Raw genomic sequence first — 14313 nt, 5'->3', positions numbered from 1 at the left:
TGCCAACTGCGCTTAAAGCAGACGCTGTTTGGCCTTGACAGTAACTTATCGGTGTGACTACTCCTGGGGAAGTGGGAAGCGCATTGATGGTAAATGTGCTACTTGCCGACCCAGTGACGCTCGGAGAATTGGAAATAACCCTTACCTTATAACTCGTTCCAGAAGTTATATTTACTGGTATCTCAGCGATTAGCGGACTTGCCGTACCAGTAGTAGGAAGAATAATAAAATTATTTCCAGTATTATCAGAAAGCTGTACGGCATAAGAAGTCGATGAAAGATTAACCGCCGTAAATCCCACATTGATTGTACTCCCCGCACATACAGGATTTGGAGTAACTGTATTAGTAGTGATTGTTGGAGGAGACATAGATGTTACCTCCAACATATAGTCTTCAGCTTCACCAAAAGAAAGTAGCCCACATGGATCTGTGACAGCACTACCTGGTCCAAAATTATAACCTGAACGTACCCGAACCCGTACTAATCCTTGAACGGAGCTAGGTATAAGAAAGGACCCGGATGCCGTTGGATTCATACGAGGCATCGACGCCAAACTATCACTTCGATACACCCTCTCGTTTAATTCAAAATTACCATCTTGGTCAAAATCTGCCCACACAGACACATGTTGGTCATAATAATTACCCGCACTTTGTCCAATAGTAAAAGTATACGTATTCCCAGCCGTTACGGGGTAGGCAGTACTCGTGTAGTCTCCATAGTTGGCGGGGGAACAATTTGAGTCCTTATTATTAATAATAGTCGTTGTTCCTTGCTTCAATACAAATTCATTTATAAGAACTGCCGTAGTGCTACAAGGATAGGTATATTTAGGTACACAGTAATTTAGTCCTGTTGAAACTGAAAGCACCTCACTATATTGCACAGAAGAATTAGAAGCTTTGACACGATAATAGTAATTTGTGTACGAGGTAATTGTTTGGTCTATGTAATTGGTTGTGTTGGGAGGTAAGCCGCCAATCGGCATAAAACCCTCTGCTGCTGAAATGCTAGATCGCTCGATGACGAAGCCTGCCTCATCGGAGGAGTTATCAGCAAAGGTCAAAGAACACCCTGAAGCCAACAACATTCCCGTCAAATTTCCTGGCGCATTATTTCCCGTGACGGTAGGTCCACAGGAAAAATTATATTGATTGGAAGGGTCGCTACGTAGCAGAAAACCGTCGGCCATTCTTGCGTATTGACCTGAGGTAAAATCGCTACCACAACTCAACGGGTAATAGGACATCACATTTGACAACGACGGCATGTATAATTGACCCTGGGGGTCACGGGCAGTTCCAGTATAAGTACAGCCTTGGATGGTGACCGAATCCCGTCCGTACGGATCCGCTGGCGTATCGCACAATAAATCACCCTTAAGTGTGCAATTTGCCCCCTGCATTGTATTACGCGTTACATATTCTCGCTCTGCATTATTTGTATTATTACTGTTTTGAAATGTGTGTAGTAAATTAAAATAATGGCCTAATTCATGCGCCAATGTACGATTATCCGTTGCTGACTGCGCCTGAACGAAGATACTATTTGAAATACTTAACGTACTCGGAAAATAAGCATAACCCGAAACCATGAGTGTGCCAAAGCGAATACTGTTGGGAAAATAGATATTGATTGCATTCGAAACATTATTAGCATTGCATAATGCTAGTTCATCCGTTTTGTTGTAGTCGTAGTACGCGGTATTGTTGATGATGTTGGGAAAACCGCAAAAATATAATTGCAGCCCCGAACCTACATTCTGAAAATACTGATTGATCTGTACCAATGCCGTGTTTAAATCCGCCAAGCTGAGGCCTCCAGTGCCATCATTTTTACGAAGAATATGCGCTTTAACAGGGATATACTCAACAGCAGTCAAGCCCGAAGTCCGGGCATTTTTAACAAATTGACTTTTTAATTTTAAAAGCCTTTTTTCCAAAGCGAGGACACTGTCGCTAGATGGGTCGGCCACGGCACAAGGTACAATCTGTGCAGTAGCCTTGTTGCAAAGCCACACCCCACTTGAAACCATTATCAAAATAAGAAAACGTAAACCGTTTAATCTCATAACCCTACTTCTTTATTTCCTTATTATACCCCGTAATTTGTTTCACAGGGATAGAGATTCATTGTTTTGATTTACGGTCAGGTAAATCAAATAATTATCAGGATAAGTAGGGTATTTATTGATTTTTTTGAGCAATTAGTATGCCAAATATTAGAGAAACTTAGCAGAGCACGATTTGTGTTATTCGTCTAAATAATATGGTTTTTATCTATTCTCCAAGGGATAAACAAAAATACTTAATGGATTTATAAATTCAGTATATAGTCGCGACCCAGCATCCGCATTTGGCGCGCTATTTGGGCCGTGCGCCGTTGGACATAACTAGATGGATTTTTGGCCGAAAAACGAAGCGGACTTGGTAGCACCGCGGCAATCCTTGCCGCTTCATTTCGGGTTAGGGAAGATACTGGTTTATAAAAAAAACGCTGCGCTGCCGCCCCATACCCAAAAGTCATATTGCCTGTTTCGGCTACGTTTAAGTATACCTCCAAAATGCGTTCTTTTCCCCATATTATTTCAATCAAGACCGTGAAATACGCTTCCAATCCTTTTCGAATGTAACTACGTCCTTGCCAGAGAAATACGTTTTTGGCTACCTGCTGAGAAATAGTGCTGGCCCCCCTGATTTTTTTGCCTCGGAGGTTGTGTTTGAAAGCGTTGCCCATTGATTTAAAGTCAAATCCCCAATGTTCTGGAAACAACTGATCTTCAGAAGCTACGACTGACAACGGCGCTTCTTTAGACATCTCACTCATCGGTGTCCAATCTGAATAAATTTTACTACTACGCCCTTCTGAAATGGCCTCCATTTTTCGGGCAATCATCAATGGCGTAACCCAAACGGGAACAAACTTTAAAACCGTTACCCATATCACTGAGCCAATCACAAAATAAAGAATTGTTTTGAGTAAAATCCGCACAATAAGTGAACGCCACCCAGCAGAAGCAGACTTAGATTTCGGTACGGTGCCGGTAGCAGGACGTATACGATTAGCGGCCATAAAAATATCTTTGTTGAGCTATTAAATATATTAAAAATTAGAGAGATGATTCAAAAATTCAGTGGCACAAAAATTACAATTTTGGCGAAAACCCTTAGATAACAAATAAATCTGACGCGATTCGGTCGGCAAATAATTTGCCTTTGGGCGTAAGAAACAGAACGTTATTTTCAATAAGTATCCACCCATTATCCATAAACGCCGCCATATATTTTTTTTGTATTTCTCTCAAATCAATTCCCGCCAGTTGTTCAATAATTCCTAAATCACACCCCCAAATCGTGCGTAGGCTAGTGAGAAGATAATCATTTACCTGATCAAAAGGGCTCAGGATTTCGGCTTCAAAAGGCAAATTCCCCGCTTTAATTGACTGAATGTAAAGGGCATTATTAGCAATGTTGTAGTGCCTGGAAGTTCCGTTAAATGAATGCGCACTTGGACCGACGCCCAAATAAGAACGACGCTTCCAATAGCTGCTGTTGTGCCGAGCGTACTGACCATCGCGGGCAAAATTAGATATTTCATATTGCTCGTACTCCTTTGAGCCAAGGTACGTGAACATTTGCTCAAAATGACGCGCCGAGACCTCCTCATCTACGGGATTTATTTTCTCCTTTTTGAGCCAATTTCCCAAAGTTGTTTTGGGCTCAATGGTTAGATTGTAGGCCGAAATATGGGGGGTATTTAAGGCAACGGCCATTTCCAAATCCCTCTGCCATAATTGCTCATCAGAAGCTGTCGGTATATGTTCTATTCCCAATTGTGTTTCGCTCATCCCGTACATCAAATCAATGGTCAAGTTATGAAAACCATAATCTTGCGCCCGTTTTACCGAGGCTTCTGATTCAACTGCGTTGTGTGCCCGATTCATAAAACGTAGGTACGGTTCATGAAACGACTGCAGCCCGATACTGAGGCGATTAATAAAAGGCTGTAACGAAAGGAGTTTCTGGGAAGTTAAATCATCTGGGTTGGCCTCCAAAGTAATTTCGGCCGACGGCCGAACGTGGTAAATTTGGTGAATAGTTTCAAAAATTTGCCCTAATTCTGCCTCTGTCAGCAACGAGGGCGTACCTCCCCCAAAGTAAATGGTTTCGAGCTCGCGCGTTGGCAAATAATCTTTTTGAAGCACTATTTCACGACAAATAGCCGTCACCAATTCTGCTTTTGACTTCAGACTAGTACTGAAATGAAAATCACAGTAATGACAGGCTTGCTTGCAGAAAGGAATATGGAGGTACAGATGCATCCAGCAAAATTACGCAAAAGCCTCCCATCACAATACAACAAACTCCACCCGGCGGTTCTTTTTTCTGTTTTCTTCAGACGTATTGGGGGCAATGGGGTCAAGGCTACCGCGCCCCTTGCTTTGAAGGCGCGAGCGTTGAATTCCCTTTTTAATCAGATATGATTCTACCGCTTGGCAGCGCTCTTGGGAAAGCTTTACGTTCAGGTCAAAATCACCCGCATTGTCGGTATGACCGCGTATTTCAATACGGACTGTAGGGTTTTGGCGCAATGCTTCGGCCAGCGCATCCAATTCGGGCTGTGAGTCGGCGCGAAGCACAGGGCTGCTGCGGTCAAAATAAATATTTTTCAGTGTGATGGTTTTGCCTTTTTCGAGTTGAGCAAAAGTTTCCACTTCCTTCTTGGCCGGAATCATTTTAAACTGTACCACATTTTGAGGACGCAAATCACGAATGGGCATAACAAGCGTCATAAAGCCTTCCGCTATGCATTCTACGAGGTAATTGGCTTTACGCGGAAGTTTGGCCGAAGCCTTACCAGCGGCATCGGCCCGTAATTCAAAAACGCGTTTGCCTTCTTCATTGGTCACAAAAAATTTAGCACTTGAGACGGGTTGTTTTGTTTCTATATGGGAGGCATCAATCAAAACATAATATTCTGCGGGTTTTGCACTTTCCTGCGCAAATGTCGTAATAGAAAAACATGCGTACAGGGCCCAAAAAAGGGAGGTGATTTTCATTGTTTGAAGTGATTTTCGCCCCCAAGTTAATAAATGTGAAGTGCAGAAAAGCAAAAAGTTTATATCTATTATAAAGCTATTTACCTTTTTAAGCAAATGCCTGCGGATATAAGCACTTACCTTCTACCCGCATCCGTTCATAGACCTCAATCGTTGCCCATGTACACAAAATACTCGTTACGATAAGAAATGTAGCAAAAACGGCAAAGTGGGGAGCACGTAATCCTGAAAAGAGTGAGCCTAAGAAAAAGTTTAAAAGTACTTTGAAGAACTGCGGGGTGAAAACTCAGTCTAGACAAGCATTATTATCAATAATTTAGTGATTCATAACCATTTATTGTTCCCGTAATTATATTTTTACTTTGTATAACTACGGGAATAATACATCTTAAAGACAATGATTTTTAAGCGGTTTAAATGCCATTTGCATCCGATGGGTCAACTGCTGGCGGCAGCTTCCCCAGCGACTTTCGTCGTTTTTTGAGCGCATCGCTCAAAAGAAATTCAATTTGGCCGTTTGTGCTTCTAAATTCTTCCTGTGCCCATCGCTCCAACTCTTTCAGCATTTCGGCACTGACGCGAAGCACAAACGCCTTTTTTTCGTTGGCCATTGGGACACATAAGCTGATTTTACAGCGACAGCACAAAGGATTAACCCAACGTAACCCATTATTTTTGCCCCAGTTGGCCTTCTAAGAAAAGCATTCAAAATCAACCGAAAGGGTAGCAAAAACACAGATTAACCGTAATTTTTTTTAATTTTGCGGCCTCATAAAATGACAAAAGCGGTAATTCCCTGCCGCAAACTGCTGAATACAATGCTAAGCGAACAAGAAATATTGCGCCGACAAAAGCGCGAAGATTTGATGAAACTGGGGATAGACCCCTACCCTGCCGAATCGTTTGATGTAAACGTCACTGCGGCCGACATCCATAAGAACTACGAAAACGATAAGTTAAATTATAAGAATATCTCCATCGCTGGCCGTTTGATGAGCTTCCGTATCATGGGAAGTGCCTCTTTTGTGGAGCTTCAGGACAGTACCGGTCGTATTCAGTTATATTTCCGTCGCGATGATCTTTGCCCGGATGAAGATAAAACGCTGTACAACACGGTATTCAAAAAACTGCTCGACATCGGTGATATCATCGGTGTTAAAGGATTTGTATTTACGACTCAAACCAACGAGATTTCCATTCACGTACAGGAATTTAAAATCCTGAACAAGTCATTGAAACCGCTCCCTGTGGTCAAAGAAGCCGACGGAAAAACCTACGACGGTTTTACCGACCCCGAGCAACGTTATCGTCAGCGGTACGTGGACCTGATCGTGAATCCGCACGTAAAAGATATTTTCATCAAGCGCGCCAAAATCATCAGTACCATGCGGCGCATTTTTGATGATAAAGGTTGGTTGGAAGTAGAAACGCCTATTTTGCAGCCCATCCACGGCGGTGCAACGGCCCGTCCTTTCAAAACCCACCACAATACGTTGGATATGCCGCTGTATATGCGTATTGCTAACGAATTGTACCTCAAACGCCTCATCGTAGGTGGTTTTGACGGGGTGTATGAGTTCGGAAAAATGTTTCGCAACGAAGGCATGGACCGCACGCACAACCCCGAGTTTACATCCTTGGAATTTTACGTGGCCTACAAAGACTACCACTGGATGATGAGTATTACCGAAGAACTGCTGGAAAAAGTAGCTTTGGCGGTAAATGGTCAAACAAAAATACAATCATGGGGTAACGAAATCGACTTTGCGGGTCCGTATGAGCGGCTGAGTATTTTTGAAGCCATCGAAAAATTCACGGGAGTCAATGTTGAAGGAAAAACCGAAGCCGAATTGATTGCGCACTGCAACGAATGGGGCATCGAAACCGACGGAACCATGGGCGTCGCCAAATTGATCGATGAAATCTTTGGGGCTAAGGTGGAAGATAACCTGATTCAACCGACGTTCATCATTGATTATCCCGTCGAAATGTCGCCGTTGACCAAAAAGCACCGCAGCAAACCGGGTCTGGTGGAGCGTTTTGAATTATTCATCAACGGAAAAGAAGTTGCCAACGCGTATTCTGAGTTGAATGACCCCATCGACCAACGCGAACGCTTTGAGGAGCAACTCCGTCTGGCCGAGCGCGGCGACGAAGAAGCCATGGCGATGGACGAAGATTTCATCCGCTCACTAGAATACGGAATGCCGACCACGTCGGGTATCGGTATCGGCATCGACCGTCTTACGATGATGATGACCGATCAGACGAGCATTCAGGAAGTGCTGTTCTTCCCGCAAATGCGTCCTGAAAAGAAAGTGGAAATGGCGTCCGAAAATGATTACATGACACAGGGCGTACCGACCATTTGGATTCCGGCGTTGCAGAAAATGGGCTTTTTGACCATCGAAGCACTCAAAGCCGCTAACCCCAACAAAGTCTTCAACGATCTGGGCGGCCTGCGTAAAAAACTGAAAATCGAAGCTCCCATGCCGAAGAAAGAGGAAGTGGAGAGCTGGATAAACGGATAATCACCCAAGCACAAGGCGAGGCAAACCCCTCGCCTTCTTTCTGACCTATGGACCTGACTACTCGCAAATTCCGCATCGCGCAAATCATCCCCGAAACAGCCGATACAAAGACGTTTGTCTTACAGCCCATTGATGATGCTCCTTTTGAGTATCAAGCAGGGCAATTTGTGACGTTGTTATTTGATGAATACGGTCAGGAGGTCAGGCGCTCTTTTTCTTTTTCGACCGCACCAGGAGTAGATGATCTGCCTGCGATTACCATCAAGCGCGTACCCAACGGGCTGGTTTCCCGCCGATTGCTTGATTATGCAAAAGAAGGTGATGTACTCACGGCCTTAGAGCCGTCGGGACGCTTCATTGTTCCAAGCCAAGCGGTACCGCGACATGTATTTTTGATGGGGGCCGGGAGTGGTATTACCCCGTTGTTTTCGTTGCTGAAACATCTTCTGTACGCTGCCCCGGAAACGTCCGTTACGCTGCTGTACAGCAACCGAACCATTGAGTCCACTATTTATTACGAGCAACTACAGAAGCTGCAAGTGGCTTATCCGGACCGTTTGAAGGTAATCTTCTTTTGGGGAAACGCCAAAAACCTGCGTCAGGCGCGTCTTAACAATTCGATGTTGGAAGAGATCGTGACCCAACACCTTATATCTTCCAAAGACGATGTGCTTTTTTACACCTGCGGGCCGTTGCATTTTATGCTTATGGTGCAAATTACCCTCCTTACCATGGGCTTCGCCAAAGACAGCATCCACCGCGAATTTTATACAGTCGATACCAAACCCCCTACTCCAAAGCAGTACAAACCGCAATTCGTTACACTTGATTTTAAAGGCACATCTACAACGGTTGAAGTCAGCAACAACCTAACCATTTTGGATGCGGGATTAAAAGTAGGCTTGCCTTTGCCTTACAACTGCCGCTCAGGCCAATGCGGAAGTTGCATTGCCCAATGCGCAAAAGGAGTAGTTGAAATGGAATACAACGAAATCCTAACCGACGAAGAAGTAACACTCGGCCGCGTGCTCACCTGCATGGCGCACCCACTCACGGCCGATGTGCGCGTGTCGTGGGATGTTTAGACCGTCACTGCTTTATACATTTCTGCAACGGTATTTACGGCGTAGTCAATATCCGCTTCGGTATTATATTTTCCAAATGAAAAACGCACATTCCCACGGTCTGGAGCCACGCCAAGGGCCCCTAACACGTGCGAGCCTACTTCTGAGCCGCTAGAACATGCACTTCCGCCCGAAGCTGAAATCTTGGCAATATCTAAATTAAAAAGCAACATATCGCTGATGTCCGACGGCGGCAGGCTGACGTTCAGTACGGTATAATTACTGCGCTCCATGTTTTCACAATCACCGTTAAAACACACATCTTCTATCTTTTCGCGGAAGCCCGCAATCATACGTTTTTTCAAATGTTCAATATGAGCACGGTGGCTGTCCATGTCGCGATACGCAATTTCTAGGGCTTTTCCCAACCCCACAATTCCGTACACGTTCTCTGTTCCGCCGCGCATATTGCGCTCCTGCGAACCACCATGAATGTAAGGGTGAATTTTTACATCGGCATTGATGTACAAGAAGCCAACGCCTTTCGGGCCGTTGAATTTATGAGCCGCTCCAACGATAAAATGCGTTTTGAGTTGTTTCATATCATGACGTAAATGCCCCACAGTTTGAACCGTGTCGCTGTGAAAAATGGCGTTATACTGCGCACACAAATCACCTACTACATTCAAATCCAGCAAGTTGCCAATTTCATTGTTGCCGTGCATCAAAGATACCAACGAACGCGGATTCGTCTGAAGTAATTCCTCCAAATGATTCAAATCTACATGGCCTTTGGCATCGATATTCACAAGGCTTAACTTGATTTTGCCCGCTTTGGCCAGATATTCCAAGGTATGCAATACCGCGTGGTGTTCCAACGGTGACGTAATGGCGTGCGTTAAGCCATAATTATCAATGCTGCACGTAATAGCCGTATTGTCGGCTTCTGTACCACCCGAAGTGAAAAATATCTGTGCTGGTGAAGTATTCAACAGCCCCGCTACTGTTTTACGCGCCTGTTCAATGGCCGATTTCACCACACGTCCGTGTCCATGAATAGAAGATGGATTGCCGTACTGCTCCGTCATCCAGGGAAGCATGGCTTCGATAACTTCGGGGGATATACGGGTGGTGGCGGCATTGTCCAGATAAACGCGGTCGGCTACGGAGCGAATCATGGGAGTAGTTTTGGGAGATGTTGAAGTGTTTTAAGACACTGAAAAATTATTAACTGCAAAAATACGCTGAAAGTTCTACTCTATCAACCTATCGAGTCGACCGAGTAATGATTTTTTTGAACAATATCCAAAGAATGTTTGGCGCAAAAATTGACGATTTCTTAAAAATTACCGTCAATTTTGTAAAAAATATGTTCTAATGCCCATTATTAATCAGTCAACCTATCCAGGCCCACCTCGTTATCTGTTCAATGGTCATTTGCAAACCATCGTTCCCAGCGTTTTTCGAAAGGTTGAAGGAGTAATATATGAGCGCGAACGATTCTTGCTCTCAGACGGTGATTTTGTGGATATAGATTGGCTAGATACACGTAGTAAAAAACTGGTGGTACTAACGCACGGTTTGGAAGGTGATTCGGGAAGACATTATATCAAAGGAACTGCCAAATTGTTTTCGCAAAACGGGTGGGATGTATTGGCATGGAACTGCCGCTCCTGTAGCGGTGAAATGAACAAAGCCTTTCGGTTATACAATCACGGTGAAATTGGTGACATCAGCGAACTCATCAACCACGCCCTGCGCACCAAACACTACGAAAAAATAGTACTTGTGGGATACAGCATGGGCGGAAATATCTCCTTGAAATACGTGGGAGCAAAGGGCAAAGAGCTGCCAGACGTTGTACGAGGCGCGGCCGCCTTTTCAGCCCCTACCAATCTAAAAACCAGCGCAGAACTGCTCGATTTACCAAAAAATCGGTTTTACCGCGACCGGTTTATGAGAAAACTAACGAAAAAAATCAGCGCTAAATCGGAGCTATACCCAGGCAAATTGGACATGAGCCGCTTAAAAAACGTTAAAGTTTGGAAAGATTTTGACGATTTTTTTTCTGCGCCCGTCAACGGCTACCGCGATGCCGACGATTTTTACGAACAGGCATCCGCCGTCAATTTCATCAAAGAAGTATGCATTCCCATTTTGATTTGTAACGCCCAAAACGACCCTATTTTAAATGCCGACTGCGCTCCGAAAGCATTGGCAGAAAAACACCCCTTTATTTTTGTAGAAACCCCAAAAACGGGCGGACACGTAGGTTTTTTGGTCAAAAATGATGAGTTTACATGGGCAGAACGTCGAGCATTAGATTTTTTGAGTTAAGGCTAAAAGCCCTCGGAATTTGGACTTTCGAGGGCTTTTAGTTACGAAAGGTGCTTTTTGAGAATATTCTCAATCATGTCGCCACTTACATAAATCGGCTTGTCGGTAATGGTTATTTTGAGTTTGTTATCTTCTACTGCGTATTCACCTTTTACCTTGCTGATTCCAGCAGGAAGCGAAAAAGAACCCGCTGCGCTGTCGCCAGTCATGGTGCCGTTTCCTGATTCAATGGCGCGTTTTGCTTTCGCCAAAATTGTTTCTGCGGTTCCTTCAAACGGAATATCGAAATTGTGTGCCATAAGTTCTGTTACTTTAATACATTGACCAGTTTAGGCCGCGAAGTTAAAAATTTACCAACAATTCCGCTTGCTCCCGAATAAGTTGATTGATAAGAGCATCTTTAATTTCTCCTTCTTGAAAATTTTTCTTCATAAACGGGATCTTCACCCGCTGGGCCAACACATTCAATCCTAGGTAATGAAATACATCAATCAAGTGACTCAACGCCAACGCTGACCCTTGCACACCGTCTGAAATTCCGACCAAGGCGGCTTTTTTATGCTTCAATTCGCTAGGATAACCCAGCCCGTCAATGAATCCTTTTAGTGCCCCAGGATAAGATCCGTTGTATTCTGGTACGATAAAAACAAATTTATCGGCCTCCTTCATCATCTTACGATAGGCATTAAAAACTTCATTTTTTCCGTTATTTTCGTACAAGGCGGTCCTTATAAAGTCATCAGGAAGTTCGGCAATGTCCAAAATTTGACTTTCGGCATTGAATTCGGCGAGTAACTTTTGATAAAACAAAGCTACGTCTTTTGATTTGGAGTTTCGCCGATTGGTACCGACTACGATTGTTATCATTTTGATAAATGGAACGTTATATACCAGATAAATGACAAGCAGCCCTAAATTGTTCAATAAAAACAAAAATCATCTTGTATTCGCCTAAACTTTTCTGGCCCAATGGTCTGTTTTTTTCATTTGTCGGAAACAAATCACACTCATTATCACGTTTTTACCTTTAATTGAGAGTCCGTAATAATGATAACTCGTCAAATCACCTCTGCAGTTTTTCTCTAAAAGAAATGCATACAAAATTTTACAACCCATTCCAACCTTTCTTTAAACCTGTGCGTCATTAGAACATACCGGCATACATGAAAGATGAACGAACGTTAGTTGAAGGGTGTCGAAATAAAGACCGCATAGCCCAGCGAACGCTTTATGAGCGTTTTGCGGGGAGAATGTTTGCCGTTTGTCAACGCTACACGCGCAGCCGTTTTGAGGCCGAGGATGTTCTTCAAGAAGCGTTTATTAAGGTTTTTTCCCAGATACATACGTTCAGATATGATTGTCCGTTGGAAGCGTGGATTAAACGTGTGGTCATCAATACCGCCATTTCATACTTGCGCAAAGAAAAAGCGTATTTAGAGCAAGCAGATATTGATAATCATACCGATGCCGTAGCAGAAAACGAAACAGCCCTGTCGGGTATTCAATACCAGCAGTTGCTGTCGTTGGTACGCGAATTACCCCCTGGCTGCCAATCGGTGTTCAACCTGTACGCAATCGAGGGTTATCAACACAATGAAATTGCCGAAATGCTAGGAATTTCAGAAGGTACGTCCAAATCGCAATACGCCCGGGCAAAACAGTTGTTACAGGCAAAGATGTTGGAAAGTTTTTAATTAGGTTTCAGTTAGAAAAAATGGATACGTCGGAACAGAATAATTTTGAGGAAAACTGGCGCAGAGCGTTTGACGACACCTCTGAGACGCCCCCCGATTCGGTGTGGGCGCGGATAGAGGAACGTTTGGACGAAGAGGAGAAGGAGCGCGTGGTAGTGCTGCCGTTGTGGCGTCGTTGGCAAAATATGCATTGGATGGCGGCGGCGGGTGTGGCTTTGTTGGCTATTTCGTTAGGTGGCTGGTGGTTGAGTCAAAACACCAGTTCAGATACGTTGCGTGGAAACATCGCCCAAAATGAAGCGAAAGTAATTGTCCCCAATAAAGAGGCTATTTCAAAGGAACAAAACAAAAAACCAGCCCCTGAAATCGCTTCTGCCGAACAAACTGCCCAATTGACGATTGAACAAAAAGAAGATAAACAAGTTTACGAAAATCCACTCCAACTTTCTAAAAAAACATCTTTTGCCTCAACAGACAATTCATCTAACAAAAAAAACAAGGCGAGCGATACCGATATTGTTAAAAAATTGCCCAAAAATTTGGCGATAAAAGAAGAGAGTGCCGTTGCTAAAACGCAGTCTTCCAGCCCAATGCCCGTTTTATCCGCCACTCCACCATCAAATTCAATCCTTAAAGAAAACAGCCTGCAAACGAATGATTTGATTACTAACCAATTGACTATATCTACACCTATTTTTGAATCAACACCAGCGGCAGAGATTAATGCGCTCGACGGCAAAAATCTTCGCAACTTACCTGGCTTACCAAAAAAACAAATTTGGGTAGCCTATCAGGCACCAGAAAGCAGTACTGAAGCACCCAAAAAAGCCTCAACGAAAGAGTACTGGGCGTCGGTTGGTATTATGCCTGCCAGCTATAACGCAGGGGTGGCTATTGGAGGAAGCTCTGCAGGTCGGGCATTTGCAATGTCGGGCCAAAATGCATTGGCCAATACAACCAACTCTACCAACGCTGGCTCAAACCGCGCGGCCCTTTCGTACGCGGTTCAGTGGCAGGGAGGTTTACAACTGAACCAACGTTGGTCTATCGAAACAGGAGTCAACTATTTACAGGGGAATTCTGTCTTTGAAGGGACAAATGGATTTAATGTGTACACCAACAGTTACGTGAACAACCTCGAAGCAGCCGTCAACCTGAGCAATAATCTTACAAAACAGTATGATTTTGTCAGTGCAGGGAACGATAAATCCCAAATTCAGTCGTTTGCCACCAATCAAAACATTTCGAACGCTTACCAGTATTTACAAGTCCCAGTACAAGCTGGATTTGCGTTGGTCAAGCCCAAACGCAAGCTATCTCTTTGGCTTATAGGCGGATTTATCAATAATATTTTCTTACGAAACAGCTTTGAATCAGGACAGGAGCGCATCGTTTCAGTAAGCGGAGCCGACAATCCTTACAAGACACTGTCACTGTCGGCAAGTACGGGAATGCGGGTTCAATACAAAATGAGCAAGCGCTGGACCACGTTGATTTCGGGAAATTACCAACAGGCGCTTGGCTCCAATACCCGTTCTAACGCACTTTTTGACGCCAAACCTCACCTTTTTGGTGTAGGAGCCGGATTGCGGTACGGATTTTAAACAGCAGTCATTGCTGGATCA

The 14313-nt window shown here is 44.1% G+C and carries 13 protein-coding genes; 5 read left to right on the top strand and 8 right to left on the bottom strand.

Annotated elements, in window-relative coordinates; translation table 11 throughout:
• The 5 genes from GVN20_RS25530 to GVN20_RS25510 all read right to left on the bottom strand — a co-directional run.
• On the bottom strand, positions 1-2074 hold a 2074-nt coding region (locus GVN20_RS25530; RefSeq protein ID WP_166561049.1), incomplete at its 3' end, for a GEVED domain-containing protein.
• Between the two features lie 245 nt (positions 2075-2319).
• Positions 2320-3075 carry a monofunctional biosynthetic peptidoglycan transglycosylase gene (gene mtgA, locus GVN20_RS25525; protein ID WP_166561048.1) on the bottom strand — a complete coding sequence of 252 codons (756 nt, stop codon included), beginning with the start codon at positions 3073-3075 and terminating at the stop codon, positions 2320-2322.
• A 94-nt stretch (positions 3076-3169) separates the two neighbouring features.
• Positions 3170-4324 carry a radical SAM family heme chaperone HemW gene (hemW, locus tag GVN20_RS25520; RefSeq protein ID WP_166561047.1) on the bottom strand — a complete coding sequence of 385 codons (1155 nt, stop codon included), beginning with the start codon at positions 4322-4324 and terminating at the stop codon, positions 3170-3172.
• 27 nt (positions 4325-4351) lie between these two features.
• Positions 4352-5062 (bottom strand): OmpA family protein, encoded by a 711-nt coding sequence (locus tag GVN20_RS25515; RefSeq protein WP_166561046.1) that lies wholly within the window; start codon positions 5060-5062, stop codon positions 4352-4354.
• Between the two features lie 413 nt (positions 5063-5475).
• A complete protein-coding gene (locus tag GVN20_RS25510; protein ID WP_166561045.1) occupies positions 5476-5673 on the bottom strand; it encodes a ribbon-helix-helix domain-containing protein in 198 nt (65 codons plus the stop codon).
• Between the two features lie 207 nt (positions 5674-5880).
• Here GVN20_RS25510 and lysS point away from each other — a divergent pair, with 207 nt between their 5' ends.
• A complete protein-coding gene (gene lysS / locus GVN20_RS25505; protein WP_229599183.1) occupies positions 5881-7593 on the top strand; it encodes a lysine--tRNA ligase in 1713 nt (570 codons plus the stop codon).
• Positions 7594-7640: 47 nt separating this feature from the next.
• Positions 7641-8678, top strand: a complete 1038-nt coding sequence (locus tag GVN20_RS25500; RefSeq protein ID WP_166561043.1) for a ferredoxin--NADP reductase — start codon at positions 7641-7643, stop codon at positions 8676-8678.
• Here the strand turns inward: GVN20_RS25500 and GVN20_RS25495 are convergent.
• Positions 8675-9835: a cysteine desulfurase family protein gene (locus GVN20_RS25495; RefSeq protein ID WP_166561042.1), complete on the bottom strand. Its 1161-nt coding sequence runs from the start codon at positions 9833-9835 to the stop codon at positions 8675-8677. The genes GVN20_RS25500 and GVN20_RS25495 overlap by 4 nt on opposite strands.
• 199 nt (positions 9836-10034) lie before the next feature.
• Here GVN20_RS25495 and GVN20_RS25490 point away from each other — a divergent pair, with 199 nt between their 5' ends.
• Entirely contained in the window at positions 10035-10994 is a 960-nt protein-coding gene (locus GVN20_RS25490; RefSeq protein ID WP_166561041.1) for a YheT family hydrolase, read from the top strand.
• Between the two features lie 41 nt (positions 10995-11035).
• On the opposite strand, the gene GVN20_RS25485 is transcribed toward GVN20_RS25490, so the two are convergent.
• Both GVN20_RS25485 and GVN20_RS25480 read right to left on the bottom strand, forming a co-directional pair.
• Positions 11036-11293, bottom strand: coding sequence for a hypothetical protein (locus GVN20_RS25485; RefSeq protein WP_114462471.1), 258 nt, complete (start codon positions 11291-11293; stop codon positions 11036-11038).
• Positions 11294-11336: 43 nt separating this feature from the next.
• The gene (locus GVN20_RS25480) at positions 11337-11861 is read right to left on the bottom strand and encodes an NADPH-dependent FMN reductase (protein WP_166561040.1); all 525 of its coding nucleotides are present in this window, start codon (positions 11859-11861) and stop codon (positions 11337-11339) included.
• A gap of 296 nt (positions 11862-12157) precedes the next feature.
• On the opposite strand from GVN20_RS25480, the gene GVN20_RS25475 reads away from it, so the two are divergent.
• The gene (locus GVN20_RS25475) at positions 12158-12688 is read left to right on the top strand and encodes an RNA polymerase sigma factor (protein ID WP_114068091.1); all 531 of its coding nucleotides are present in this window, start codon (positions 12158-12160) and stop codon (positions 12686-12688) included.
• 20 nt (positions 12689-12708) lie between these two features.
• A complete protein-coding gene (locus tag GVN20_RS25470) occupies positions 12709-14292 on the top strand; it encodes a hypothetical protein (protein ID WP_166561039.1) in 1584 nt (527 codons plus the stop codon).
• The last annotated feature ends 21 nt before the right edge of the window (positions 14293-14313 follow it).

Origin of the sequence: Runella sp. CRIBMP, assembly GCF_009905605.1 — a bacterium.
Classification (GTDB): domain Bacteria; phylum Bacteroidota; class Bacteroidia; order Cytophagales; family Spirosomataceae; genus Runella.
The sequence above is the reverse complement of the archived record's forward strand: the minus strand, read 5'-3'. Positions and strand labels throughout refer to the sequence as shown.

Coding starts and splice junctions, on each gene's coding strand:
- GVN20_RS25510 (WP_166561045.1), bottom strand. CDS start 5,673: ATGGCCAACGAAAAAAAGGCGTTTGTGCTTCGCGTCAGTGCCGAAATG.
- GVN20_RS25490 (WP_166561041.1), top strand. CDS start 10,035: ATGCCCATTATTAATCAGTCAACCTATCCAGGCCCACCTCGTTATCTG.
- GVN20_RS25500 (WP_166561043.1), top strand. CDS start 7,641: ATGGACCTGACTACTCGCAAATTCCGCATCGCGCAAATCATCCCCGAA.
- GVN20_RS25475 (WP_114068091.1), top strand. CDS start 12,158: ATGAAAGATGAACGAACGTTAGTTGAAGGGTGTCGAAATAAAGACCGC.
- GVN20_RS25515 (WP_166561046.1), bottom strand. CDS start 5,062: ATGAAAATCACCTCCCTTTTTTGGGCCCTGTACGCATGTTTTTCTATT.
- lysS (WP_229599183.1), top strand. CDS start 5,881: ATGCTAAGCGAACAAGAAATATTGCGCCGACAAAAGCGCGAAGATTTG.
- GVN20_RS25480 (WP_166561040.1), bottom strand. CDS start 11,861: ATGATAACAATCGTAGTCGGTACCAATCGGCGAAACTCCAAATCAAAA.
- GVN20_RS25495 (WP_166561042.1), bottom strand. CDS start 9,835: ATGATTCGCTCCGTAGCCGACCGCGTTTATCTGGACAATGCCGCCACC.
- mtgA (WP_166561048.1), bottom strand. CDS start 3,075: ATGGCCGCTAATCGTATACGTCCTGCTACCGGCACCGTACCGAAATCT.
- hemW (WP_166561047.1), bottom strand. CDS start 4,324: ATGCATCTGTACCTCCATATTCCTTTCTGCAAGCAAGCCTGTCATTAC.
- GVN20_RS25485 (WP_114462471.1), bottom strand. CDS start 11,293: ATGGCACACAATTTCGATATTCCGTTTGAAGGAACCGCAGAAACAATT.
- GVN20_RS25470 (WP_166561039.1), top strand. CDS start 12,709: ATGGATACGTCGGAACAGAATAATTTTGAGGAAAACTGGCGCAGAGCG.